Source organism: Alteromonas alvinellae (assembly GCF_902705805.1).
The window spans coordinates 31,939-43,939 of the sequence record NZ_CACSIH010000158.1; the positions used below are offsets into that span (position 1 = coordinate 31,939).

The following is a 12,001-nucleotide window of genomic DNA, read 5'->3' on the forward strand; positions in this document are numbered from 1 at the left end:
ATTTATGTGTTGGCATAGGGGCCAGCAGCAAAGCTAGCCCAATAGATATAACAATACGCTGTGCCGCAGCATTATTCTGCGGCACTAGCTACTCATCAACGTTGCACTACACTACCCCTTCGCCTGCTATTAAATCGGCGAACCAGGCGGTAGCGGCTCTACTTCAAAAGTACTTGGCCATGCCTTACTTGCCCAATAAGTATCGAACTGTTCTTTCAGTATTTCATACTGATTATCGTCGGCTTCATCGTCTAACCATTCGCTGAATTCAAGAAGAGCAAGTTCGGCCTCCATTCTTACTTCAGGCGCTAGCTTTTCATTAGTAACCGCCTGCATAACAGCGTTCAACGCCACTAACTGTAAGCGTTTTGCTAGTGGGCTTTGTGACTTATTTTTATACCAGTGAACGTTAAGTATTTGCTTCACCAGCATAGAAACGCCTACTTTTTTGCGTCTGTCATTACTACTTCTTGTTTGCCACTCTAAGCGGTTTAAGCGCTCTGGGTGCAATAGTAATTCAAACGCAAAGTTAGATGCTGAAGCAGCGGCAGAAACAGGGTCTAACATTAACCCCATTTTGCCCTTAAAGTGCTCGCGAGTAATATCGTCGCCATAGGCTGTAGGTGGAATAAGGGCGAGTACCGATTCAGGTATAGTCAAGTAATCAGCGGTAGTGGCAGTAATTAACTGCTGCATCGCGCGCTGCTGCACCGCAGGTGCTACAAACTGTTGGCCCTGGGCTTTGGTATAGTCACCTTTGCGTTCGTATTCATACACTAAGCCGCCGACTTGCTTTGCAACGGCTTCTAACTGATAACGGTGGAGTAAGTAAATAGGCACTAAAGCATTTTCAAGCGAGGATAAACTGCTATTTGGGCTTAAGGTGTCTAAACCTAAATTGGCTAACGCCAGTTCGCGCGCTTGTGAAATTTCATCGAAAGCATCTAGCGGATTGCTACCGTTTTCCCACATATGGCCGTTTGCCGATGCATGGCGACTACTGCGGGTATCGGGGTCTGACTTAAAGCTTAATCCCTCATTACGGCCTTTTACGATAATTTTTGCCAAGGCTTCGGTTGCCTCTACGTCGCTGGCAAAGTCTTGATAGCCATACGCTACGGCGTGAATATCCCATGCGCCTATGCCTTTGTCATACGCGCCTTCTAGGCTAATTTTGCCATTTTTAATGCTAATTTTGGGATGAGGATAATCCATCACCGACGCACGGTTGTTTTCACTTGCTGCAAAGTTATGTGCTATGCCTAACGTATGCCCTACTTCGTGAGCAGACAGCTGCCTAATACGATCTAGCGCCATTTCTTGCTGCACAGTGGTGTCGGTATTACCCTCTTTAAACGGGCTTGTTAGGCCTAGGGCAATTAAATAGTCTTGTCTTACACGCAATGAGCCGAGCGTTACGTGACCTTTAATAATTTCACCAGTGCGCGGGTCGACAACCGACGAACCATAAGACCAACCGCGCGTTGCGCGATGTACCCAGTTGATTACGTTATAGCGCACGTCCATTGGGTCGGCACCTTCGGGCAATACTTTCACCTGAAACGCATCTTTGTAGCCTGCGGCTTCATAGGCTTGATTCCACCAGCTCGCCCCTTCTTTAAGCGCGGTCATTACGGGTTCTGGAATACCAGGATCTAGGTAATACACAATAGGCTCTACTGCTTCGCTCATTGCAGCATGCGGGGTTTTCTTGTTTAAACGATGACGGGTAATAAAACGCTGTTCGGTAGGCTCACTTATCGGTGTAGAGTAATCAAAGTAACTGAATTTCCAGTAGCCCGAGTACGGGTGGTACTCTCTGGGCTTGTAATTGTCGTCAGGCAGCGCCACAAACGAATGATGCAAGTGCACCGACAAGCTTTCTGGGTCGGGCGTAACTTGCTGCACGTATTCGCCTGGCTTCTTACCTGCAAAGGTGACTAAAGCCTCTAATTCAGTATTCTTTTCAAACCCTTTGGTTTTAGGTAAATACACGCCGCTTCGCATGTTATCTACGCTAAAACTGCCTTGGTTAGTTCCCGCTAAGCGATTGCCAATGCCGTGAATATCGCTTAATAAGAACGGTGTGTAATCTATTAGACTGGCGCTGTCGTTTTTGGCTACCAGCGTAAAACCTGCGATAACCGAATCAGCAAAGGCTTCATCAATGCTCTGTTTCTCAGCGTCGCTGCCGTGAGCTGCTCGGTATTTGGTGTTGTGCTGCTTTAATAAAACCTTGTTTCCAAATTTTTCAAAGCTTACTAAACGCGTATTGCCTAGCTGGCCGCGATCAAGGCCAATGTCGTTTGAACCTACGCCATACGGCAAACTACTTTGAAACAGGTATTCGGCGTGGTCTGTTGGCACCGCCAAGTAAACTCTGTCGCTTTCATCATCATAGTAAACAGGAATTAGCCCATCTTTTTTGGTCATATCGCTGGTGAATTCACCAATGCTTGGCAGCGCTGCCAATGCGGAAGACGTAGACACGACAAATAATACTGTAATCGCAATGGCCGATTTACCCGATGCTTTTACTTGTCGTGCCGCTTTATGAAAAATGTTCAATTGTAGCATGCAGTTAGTCCTTATTATTGTGAATTTCTAGCCTACCCTATGTGGCGGGTTTTGCCCAAGGTTGTTCATCGTTTAATGCGCTCTTTTTGCTTAGTATTTAGCTGTGAACGGGCTTGGTTTTTACTACCAAAGGTAATGCACTAAAAACGCAACTACATGGAGTAAAGCAGCTGGCATTGACTCTACTCAATTGTAAGTTAAACGTTCAAGAACATAATCGACAACAAATTGTTTGATCTTGGTCAACACCAATCGTTGTTTGACTTGTAGAGGTATTTTACGGCTTATAAAATCCGCCGCCTTGTTTAAAGCGTCTAGTAGCGGTTTTTATCTATGACTTCAAAATTATCACCTAATAGCAGCTCTTCTAACCTACGTGAAGACCCAGATTCAACATTGCCAAAACAAACGTTAATCGCGCCAGAATTGCTTGCACCTGCGGGTAGCTTACGCAACATGCGCTACGCTTTCGCCTATGGCGCTGATGCTGTTTATGCTGGGCAGCCACGCTACTCGCTTCGCGTAAGAAACAACGAATTCAGCCTTGAGAACTTAGCGATAGGCATAGAAGAAGCACATGCTTTAGGTAAAAAGTTCTATGTAGTAAGCAACATTGCCCCCCACAACAGTAAGCTAGGTACCTACTTAAAAGATATTTCACCAGTAATTGCTATGAAGCCCGATGCGTTAATTATGTCAGATCCTGGGCTTATTATGATGGTGCGCGACGCCTTCCCTGAAATGCCTATTCACCTAAGTGTACAGGCCAATGCAGTGAACTATGCCACGGTGAAGTTTTGGCAGAAACAAGGCATAGAGCGCGTTATTTTGTCCCGAGAGCTCTCTTTGGAAGAAATTGAAACTATTCGCGAGCATGTTCCAGACATGGAGTTGGAAGTGTTTGTGCATGGCGCGCTTTGTATGGCGTATTCGGGGCGCTGCTTATTGTCTGGATATATGAATAAGCGCGATCCAAATCAGGGCACTTGTACCAATGCTTGTCGATGGTCTTACGATGTTAAGGCAGGCGAGGAAAACGAAACTGGCGACATCGTTCTAACCAGTGAGATTAATAAGGCAGTTACAGCACCTCAAGTGGTAATTCCTACCCTTGGTGAAGGCACGCCAAGCCCCAAAGTGTTTATGTTAGAAGAAAAGGAAAAGCCTGGAGAACTGATGCCAGCTTTTGAAGACGAACATGGCACCTATATTATGAATTCTAAAGATTTGCGTGCCGTGCAACATGTTGGCAGGTTAACCCAAATGGGCGTGCATAGTTTAAAAATAGAAGGCCGCACTAAATCACATTACTACTGTGCCCGAACCGCTCAAGTCTATAGAAAAGCAATTGACGACGCGGTAGCAGGAAAGCCTTTTGATAGTACATTAATGGGAAGCTTGGAAACTTTAGCTCATCGAGGTTATACCGAGGGTTTCTTGCGTCGCCATGCGCACCACGCGTATCAGAACTATGAGTATGGCCACTCAGTCAGCGATAAACAGCAATTTGTTGGTGAAGTGATTGACCGTTGTGAAGAGTCTGGCTATGCAATTATAAACGTTAAAAACAAATTCTGTGTAGGTGACTCGCTTGAGTTGATGACGCCAAGCGGCAACATTACCTTTACTCTAAATGAGATGCTGGATAAGAGAAACCATTCTATTACGGATGCTAAGGGTTCAGGACACCAAGTAAGAATACCGATACCCAGCGATGTGTCTCTAAACTTTGCCCTACTGCTGCGAAATTTAGATGAAGGCGTTGATACCCGCAATCCGTTTCGAAAAGCACCTAATGCAGTAACACCTGAAAACGTGAGCGAGGCATAATTTATGGCACTGCTTATTCTTAATAGCTGCATAAACTGCGACATGTGCGAACCAGAATGCCCTAATGCAGCTATAAGTATGGGCAATAAAGTGTATGAAATAGACCCTTTGCGCTGTACTGAATGCGTAGGGCATTACGATGCGCCTACTTGCGTAGCGGTATGCCCAATCGATGTTGTTAAGCCCGACCCGCACAATAAAGAGTCACTAGACGAGCTGGCTGAAAAGTTTGTTCGTTTAAACAGTTAGCAAAAAAGTAATTCAGCGAGTTAATTGTACTTCTCAAAGAATTCCCTTGAATCATAACCAAGAGTGGTCCCTAATTGCGGTAAAGTTTGAATTGGCACTACTAATAAGGGGTTTATTTTGAAGTTTGCCTCTCGCGCTACGGCGATTTCTCCGTTTCTTGCTATGGCCTATGGCGAAAAAGCCACGGCACTAGAACAGCAAGGTAAAGATGTTATAAGACTTAATTTAGGCGAGCCTGATTTCGGCGCACCCGCGACAGTGCTCGCGGCAATGAAAGAAAGCTTGAGTGCCCCAGATTTTCCCTATACCTCGGCGCTGGGCATGCCTGAACTACGTGAAGCCATTGCACGTTTTTATGAAGTTAAACATGGCGTAGCGGTAAGCCCTTCTAGAGTGGTAGTTACCGCTGGGGCTTCTGGTGCTTTACTTTTGGCAAGTGCTGCCTTGGTTGAATCAGGCGACAACGTGATATTGGGCGACCCGTCTTACCCCTGTAACCGACGATTTTTAAACGCATTTGGCGCAGAGGTAACGCTGGTGCCAACACGCAGCGAGGATAACTTTCAGCTAACCGCTACAAGTGTTGCTGATAATTGGAAGCACAACACGAAAGGTGTACTTATCGCCACACCTGCCAATCCTACAGGTACGGTTATAGATGTAGAAGAACTGATTAAAATTGGCGAATACTGCAAATCCAAAGGTGGCTTTTTAATTGTTGACGAAATTTACTTGGATCTTTCGCTTTCGGCTAATCTTGATATTCGCGATGATGCATTCGCTTCCCAATCGACCCTGGGCACTAATACCAAACTTCAAACCGTACTTGCCAATACACAGCTTGAAGAAACAGTTGTCGTAATAAACAGTTTTTCCAAATATTTCGGTATGACCGGCTGGCGTCTTGGCTGGTGTGTGGTACCTGAAGCGATGACGCCCATCGTTGAAAAACTCGCGCAGAATTTGTTTATTTGCCCCTCTACCCTATCGCAAAAAGCCGCTCTTGCGTGCTTTACCCCAGAAGCTTTGGCGCAATGCGAGCAAAACCGCCATACGCTAGCAAAGCGAGCTTCCCTGGTTTTTAATGCTCTTGAAAATATGGGGCTTGGTTTAGATGCAAAGCCTGACGGTGCGTTTTACGCCTACATCAATATTAAGCACACAGGGCTAAGTGCAATTGAATTTTGTGATGCCCTACTTTCACAACATCATGTAGCGCTTACGCCGGGTAATGATTTTGGTGAGCACAATGCCAACCATTACGTAAGACTGTCTTTCGCCACTAGCATTGAACGCTTGAAAGAAGGCCTGTCACGGCTGGCTGAGTTTGTAGCGTCATTAAACTAACGGTTTTTACCAGTTACCGTTTAATTTCGTGAATAGACAAATATTACCGAAAAAAATGATAGATATGGGTGCTTGTGCGTATATTGAGTAACGCATATTGATGACACGTGTCGAAACGAAATAAAACAGGATAAAACAATGAGTAACGAACGGGAATTTGATGTAGTTATTTTCGGTGCTACAGGTTTTACGGGCAAATTAGTAGCTGAATATTTTCAGGCGCAGTATGGCAGCGACAGCAGTGTAAAATGGGCAGTGGCAGGTCGTAACGAAGCTAAACTTAATGATGTTAAACAAGAGCTAGGCATTAGCGATAGCGTTGCGAGTATTGTAGCCGACGGTGACGATGCCAACGCACTTGACACAATGACAAAGCGCACAGCCGTTGTACTTACCACTGTTGGGCCGTATCAAATTTACGGCGAAAAGTTACTTTCTGCATGTGTCGATAACGGCACTGGCTATACAGATCTTTGCGGTGAGCCTGCCTGGATGCACCAAATGATCAACAAGTACGAAGCGAAAGCTAAAGAAACCGGCGCAAACATTGTGTTCTCGTGTGGCTTTGATTCTGTGCCTTTTGACCTTGGTGTGCACTACCTTCAAGAACATGCCAAAAAGCAAACTGGCGATGTCATTGAATATGTAAAAGGTCGTGTACGCAAAATGCAGGGCACGTTCTCCGGCGGTACGGCTGCCAGTTTAAAAGCGACCATGGCTGCAGCGCACAAAGACAAGTCAGTCATGGCTGCGCTTATTAATCCGCACTCATTAACCGATGGCGCGTCAAATCAGCCACAGCCCGATGGCAACAAACCTTACTTCGATGAGCAGTTAGGCACATGGGTTGCACCATTTATTATGGCGGCCATCAATACTAAAAACGTTCATCGCACGAACTACCTGGGCGGATATAGCTACGGCAAGAACTTTCAGTATGATGAAATGATGATGACTGGCCCAGGTGAGAAAGGTGAAGCCATGGCGAATCACGTTGCCAAAGATAAGTCGCTTGCTAGTGATGATGGCCCTAAACCAGGTGAAGGCCCGAGCAAAGAAGAGCGCGAAAATGGCTTTTACGATGTCATGTTTGTGGGTACCGCTGCCAATGGTGATATGCTAGCCGTATCGGTAAAAGGCGACAAAGATCCAGGCTACGGCTCTACCAGTAAAATGATTTCAGAATCTGCTCTTTGCTTGTGCAAAGACGTTAGTTTATCTGGTGGTTTCTTCACACCTGCGGCAGCACTCGGTAACAAGCTTATCAGCCGTTTAGAAGAAAAAGCAGGCTTAACGTTTGCTATCGAGAAATAGCGATTCAAAAAATGAAGGCTGAACACAACTTGCGTTCAGCCTTTTCTCTCTGCGCTAGGTGTTATTGTTGTTTTTTAAGCGAGTACTGCTTTTAATGCTTTAACGCATGCGTCTGTTTCTGCTGGCGTACCCACACTTATTCGCGACCAAGAATCAAAACCGGGCCAGGTGCGCCCTACTACCTTTATACCCTGAGCTTTCATTTTTTCCGCAAACTTGTCGTGCGGCATACCCGTATCCATGTAAATGAAATTCCCTTGTGGATTCGGCGCATACGGCTGCTTTAATTCTTTGGCAACTTTTACTAACTTTTCGCGCTCAGTTTTAATCCGTGAGCGCATGGTGTTTAGGTTCGCGTGGTCATCCATGCTAGCCATACCCGCTACTAATGCCAAGTAATTCACACCACCCATGCGCAGCATACCGCCCATTGTTTTAGCTTGCTCAGCAGGCATGATGGCGTAACCGAGACGCTGTCCCGCCATGGCGTGAATTTTAGAGAAGGTGCGGCAAATCACCACGTTGTACCCTTCAGCTACTAGCTTCGATTGCACATTTGCGGGGTAAGCATCAGACATTTCAATGTAGGCTTCATCGATGAAAACCTGTGCTTTTTTCGATACGCGTTTTGCAAAAGCGGTAAGCTTCGCCGCATCTACCATGCTCCCTGTCGGGTTATTTGGATTACATACGTACACAGCAGTCGTATCTTCGGTTACTGCTGCTTCAATTGCATCTAGATCAAAAGTCATATCATTGGCTAACGGCACGTAGGTCACGTCTGCCCCCATAAACTCAGCGCCCCGTGGTACGCCTTCGTAGGTTGCCATAGACGTTACCAGCTTATTGCCGTTTTTGGTGATCCAGTCCGCATAGCCAAAAAGAATAGGTGAAGATCCATTCGTAATTACGATTTGCTCAGCAGATACGCCTTCTTGCTCAGCAATTTTTTGCGCTAACACTTCAACCGTAGCGTCGGTATAACGCGCTAGGTTTAAAAGCTCGCTTTGCATTGCCTTTGCGGCTTTTTTTGACGGCCCAAAGGCGTTTTCATTTGACGATAAGCGAATAAGACCATCGTTTACATTGGGGGTAGCAGACGGGAAGTGTTCAGTTTGCATCCCTGCGGCACGAAGGTCGCCCATAATACTGTCAACGCTGGTCGTTAGCGCTACTGCTCCTGCACCTAATCCCACTGACTTTAACCAATTACGGCGTGAAGAATTCACGGTGCTCTGTTGTTCATTTTTATTCATATTTCGCTCTGTCTTCCGTCTACATTCACTTTAGACTAAAGGCTTAATTTTAAACGCGCAATAGCATAAAAACGCTAAACCATTGACATAAATGCACTTTCTACGTGCATGTGGCGCACTAAAATTGACAACATAAGAAGTTTTAACGCGTTAAGTCGTTACATTACGGTGCAGCGTTATTTTGTCGTTTTTAGCGTTTGCGATGAATGACATTTTTTCTGATGTTAAAGGCGTAGCACTCTCTCGCTATTGGTTCTTCGCACTTGAAGCCTGTCTTTTAAACGACTGTGTAATCCATCTATGTAAATACAAAGTAAGAATTACGGCGAAACATTAATCGATTACTCAGTATGCAAAACAGGAGTTAAATATGGCTAAGGACCACGGCAACCAAATTAAAAACGACGACACTTACGAAGCCCTTCGCGAGGAAGGCTATAGCAAAGAGAAGTCGGCGCGCATTGCCAATGCGAAAGCCAATAGCGAACAAACGCCTTCTAAAGATGGTGGAAAAGGCAAAAAGTACGAGGATCGCACTAAAGAGGAACTGTATCAAAAGGCCAAGGAAGTCGGCATTGAAGGTCGCTCTAACATGAGCAAAGACGAATTAATTGATGCGTTACGCAATCATTAGTGGCGGATAGACCGCCACATACAAAAACTGGTCACTGTGGCGGTGATGATTACGTTTTATCAGACACGTATAATTTGTGCATTTCGTGGCAAACCTCAACTTCAAGTAAAGATCTTCCGCCTCAATAGTAGGCGACTAGCTCTTCGCCGCCCAGTACATGACAATATTTCATGATAAAATGAAAATAAGTCATTTTTATTCATAGTTAAATCAACGTATAACGTGTTCATAGCTTTTACAGCAGTCTCACTACTCGGTTTAACTTTAGGAATAGAAGCGCATTCTCATGAACAACAACGTGAACACAGATTTCTCTTTTACTATTAACAGCGTTCAGTTTAATGAAGATTATCGCCCTTCAGACAACACACGCATCACCACCAACTTCGCCAATTTAGCTCGTGGTCAACGCCGCAAAGAAAATTTGCGCGATGCACTAAGCATGATAAACAACCGCTTTAATGCACTGGCTAGCTGGGATAATGAAAGTGGCGATCGCTATGCCGTCGAACTTGAAATTGTGTCGGTAGATATCGACGTTGAGGGTAACGGCAACACATTCCCAACTATCGAAATCTTACAAACCAATATCATTGACAAAAAAACGGGTAAACGCACTCAAGGTATTGTAGGAAACAACTTCTCGTCTTATGTTCGCGATTATGACTTTAGCGTTCGTCTATCTAATCACAATCGTGGCCAGTCTTCGTTCAGTGTCCCTGCCGATTTTGGTGATTTGCACGGAAAGTTGTTTAAGTATTTCGTTAATTCAGAGGCCTATAAAGCACATTTTTCAAAGCTGCCGGTCATTTGTTTAAGCGTTTCCGACAATAAAACCTACCGTCGAACAGAAAATCAGCACCCCGTTTTAGGTGTTGAATATCAGCCTAATGAATCATCACTAACTGAACAGTATTTCAAGAAGATGGGCTTAAACGTGCGCTATTTCATGCCACCAAACAGTGCTGCTCCTTTTGCATTTTATTTCTTTGGTGATTTGTTAAACGACTACACCAATTTAGAACTTATCAGCACTATTGCTACGATGGAGACCTTCCAGAAAATTTATCGCCCTGAGATTTATAACGCTAACGCCCAGGCAGGTTTAAGCTACAAACCAAACTTGAAAAATAGCGATCACTCAGTGACTCGCATTGTTTATGACCGTGAAGAGCGGACTCATCTAGCCGTTGAACAAGGCAAGTTCGTAGAAGAGAACTTTATAAAGCCTTATCAACACAAGTTAGCGCAATTCACAGCAAGCTACGCTTGTTAAGTTCATTTAGATACTTGCGATATTCAAACCGCACATGTTGCGACTACAAAACTATGATAAGGGCAGCACGTTCTGCCCTTCGCGCATCCATACAAATTATCGATTAGAAGAAAGCGAATCACATGAAAAAACTACTCCCCACTTCAATTGCAGGCAGTCTTCCAAAACCATCGTGGCTTGCACAGCCTGAAACCCTGTGGTCGCCTTGGAAGCTAGAAGATGAAGCATTAGAGGAAGGCAAAAAAGACGCGCTTCGCGTTACGCTTCAGGAACAAACTCTATCAGGCATCGATATTGTGTGTGACGGTGAGCAAACCCGTCAGCATTTTGTAACTACCTTTATTGAGCACCTAGACGGTGTTGATTTTGAAAACCGTAAAACCGTACGTATTCGCAATCGCTACGACGCTAGCGTACCTGTCGTTACCCAAGCTGTTACACGGCCAAAATCAGTGTTCGTTGAAGACGCAAAGTTCTTAAGGAGCCAAACCGATCAGCCCATAAAATGGGCGTTACCTGGCCCTATGACGATGGTTGATACGCTGTACGACGACCATTATAAAAGTCGCGAAAAGCTTGCGTGGGAGTTTGCCAAAATACTAAACCAAGAGGCAAAGGAGCTTGAGGCTGCTGGTGTAGACATTATCCAGTTTGATGAACCTTCGTTTAACGTATTTTTCGATGAAGTCAATGAATGGGGTATTGCCGCATTAGAAAGAGCCATTGAAGGGCTTAAATGCGAAACTGCGGTACACATTTGCTACGGATATGGCATCAAAGCGAATACCGACTGGAAGAAGACATTGGGCTCTGAGTGGCGACAATATGAGGAGAGCTTTCCTAAGCTAGCAAAATCCAATATTGATATGGTTTCTCTGGAGTGCCATAACTCTCATGTACCAATTGAGCTAATCTCGCTTCTTAAAGGCAAAAAAGTGATGGTGGGCGCTATTGATGTTGCAACTGACACAATAGAGACACCAGAAGAAGTAGCAGCTACATTACGTGAAGCATTAAAGTACGTGGATGCCGACAAACTCTACCCTTGTACAAACTGTGGTATGGCCCCTCTTTCTCGACAGGTTGCTCGAGGCAAGCTTGAGGCGCTCAGCGCTGGCGCTGAAATAGTAAGGCAGGAATTAGCTCAGAAGCTCAGTGCTTAATACGCCTCAAAACTTTTGTTAAGCAAGAGCATTTTGAAAGCGCACTAAAGCCCACATCAACGTGGGCTTTTTTATTTCTAGCGGTTAAAAAGAGTATCAGCGTTATTCTCATCTTTTCGACCTTATTTAAGGTTAACTCCCCCACATTATTTATAGTTTCCACAGAATCAAGGATAATTAAAAACATCATAAAGAAATAAGAGAGAAAATATAACACATAGAGAAGTAACGAATATTTAACTTATGAGCAACATTAGTAATTACCTGATTTAAAACAGCGACAAAACAACTATTATTCACGTTAAAAAAGAAACTTTAATATACACCAGGGTGAGAGCATGAATGCTTAATTTTT

9 protein-coding genes are annotated in these 12,001 nt (G+C 44.7%); 7 read left to right on the plus strand and 2 right to left on the minus strand.

The genetic code is table 11. From position 1 onward, the window contains the following. Positions 1 to 129: 129 nt before the first annotated feature. On the minus strand, positions 130 to 2,577 hold the full coding sequence (locus ACX5KA_RS11740; protein WP_458731225.1) for a zinc-dependent metalloprotease: 2,448 nt from the start codon (positions 2,575 to 2,577) through the stop codon (positions 130 to 132). A gap of 456 nt (positions 2,578 to 3,033) precedes the next feature. Here ACX5KA_RS11740 and trhP point away from each other — a divergent pair, with 456 nt between their 5' ends. The 4 genes from trhP (at position 3,034) to ACX5KA_RS11760 (ending at position 7,317) form a co-directional block, all read left to right on the plus strand. Further along, a complete protein-coding gene (gene trhP, locus ACX5KA_RS11745; RefSeq protein WP_458731228.1) occupies positions 3,034 to 4,407 on the plus strand; it encodes a prephenate-dependent tRNA uridine(34) hydroxylase TrhP in 1,374 nt (457 codons plus the stop codon). Between the two features lie 3 nt (positions 4,408 to 4,410). Then, on the plus strand, positions 4,411 to 4,656 hold the full coding sequence (locus ACX5KA_RS11750; protein WP_049587224.1) for a YfhL family 4Fe-4S dicluster ferredoxin: 246 nt from the start codon (positions 4,411 to 4,413) through the stop codon (positions 4,654 to 4,656). Between the two features lie 117 nt (positions 4,657 to 4,773). Beyond that, positions 4,774 to 6,003 carry an aminotransferase class I/II-fold pyridoxal phosphate-dependent enzyme gene (locus ACX5KA_RS11755; protein ID WP_039216495.1) on the plus strand — a complete coding sequence of 410 codons (1,230 nt, stop codon included), beginning with the start codon at positions 4,774 to 4,776 and terminating at the stop codon, positions 6,001 to 6,003. A 138-nt stretch (positions 6,004 to 6,141) separates the two neighbouring features. Next, the gene (locus ACX5KA_RS11760; RefSeq protein ID WP_458731226.1) at positions 6,142 to 7,317 is read left to right on the plus strand and encodes a saccharopine dehydrogenase family protein; all 1,176 of its coding nucleotides are present in this window, start codon (positions 6,142 to 6,144) and stop codon (positions 7,315 to 7,317) included. A 74-nt stretch (positions 7,318 to 7,391) separates the two neighbouring features. Here the strand turns inward: ACX5KA_RS11760 and ACX5KA_RS11765 are convergent, their stop codons facing one another. Beyond that, positions 7,392 to 8,573 carry a pyridoxal phosphate-dependent aminotransferase gene (locus tag ACX5KA_RS11765; RefSeq protein ID WP_039216497.1) on the minus strand — a complete coding sequence of 394 codons (1,182 nt, stop codon included), beginning with the start codon at positions 8,571 to 8,573 and terminating at the stop codon, positions 7,392 to 7,394. A gap of 370 nt (positions 8,574 to 8,943) precedes the next feature. Here ACX5KA_RS11765 and ACX5KA_RS11770 point away from each other — a divergent pair, with 370 nt between their 5' ends. The 3 genes from ACX5KA_RS11770 (at position 8,944) to ACX5KA_RS11780 (ending at position 11,646) form a co-directional block, all read left to right on the plus strand. Next, complete coding sequence (locus tag ACX5KA_RS11770) at positions 8,944 to 9,207, plus strand: DUF7218 family protein (RefSeq protein ID WP_458731227.1); 264 nt, start codon at positions 8,944 to 8,946, stop codon at positions 9,205 to 9,207. Between the two features lie 298 nt (positions 9,208 to 9,505). Then, complete coding sequence (locus tag ACX5KA_RS11775) at positions 9,506 to 10,483, plus strand: DUF1852 domain-containing protein (RefSeq protein WP_458731229.1); 978 nt, start codon at positions 9,506 to 9,508, stop codon at positions 10,481 to 10,483. Between the two features lie 122 nt (positions 10,484 to 10,605). Then, positions 10,606 to 11,646, plus strand: a complete 1,041-nt coding sequence (locus ACX5KA_RS11780) for a methionine synthase (RefSeq protein ID WP_171338725.1) — start codon at positions 10,606 to 10,608, stop codon at positions 11,644 to 11,646. The last annotated feature ends 355 nt before the right edge of the window (positions 11,647 to 12,001 follow it).

Bases quoted from the DNA above. Each gene is read 5' to 3' on its own strand.
- ACX5KA_RS11750 (WP_049587224.1), top strand. From the start codon at position 4,411: ATGGCACTGCTTATTCTTAATAGCTGCATAAACTGCGACATGTGCGAA.
- trhP (WP_458731228.1), top strand. From the start codon at position 3,034: ATGCGCTACGCTTTCGCCTATGGCGCTGATGCTGTTTATGCTGGGCAG.
- ACX5KA_RS11780 (WP_171338725.1), top strand. From the start codon at position 10,606: ATGAAAAAACTACTCCCCACTTCAATTGCAGGCAGTCTTCCAAAACCA.
- ACX5KA_RS11740 (WP_458731225.1), bottom strand. From the start codon at position 2,577: ATGCTACAATTGAACATTTTTCATAAAGCGGCACGACAAGTAAAAGCA.
- ACX5KA_RS11765 (WP_039216497.1), bottom strand. From the start codon at position 8,573: ATGAATAAAAATGAACAACAGAGCACCGTGAATTCTTCACGCCGTAAT.
- ACX5KA_RS11770 (WP_458731227.1), top strand. From the start codon at position 8,944: ATGGCTAAGGACCACGGCAACCAAATTAAAAACGACGACACTTACGAA.
- ACX5KA_RS11760 (WP_458731226.1), top strand. From the start codon at position 6,142: ATGAGTAACGAACGGGAATTTGATGTAGTTATTTTCGGTGCTACAGGT.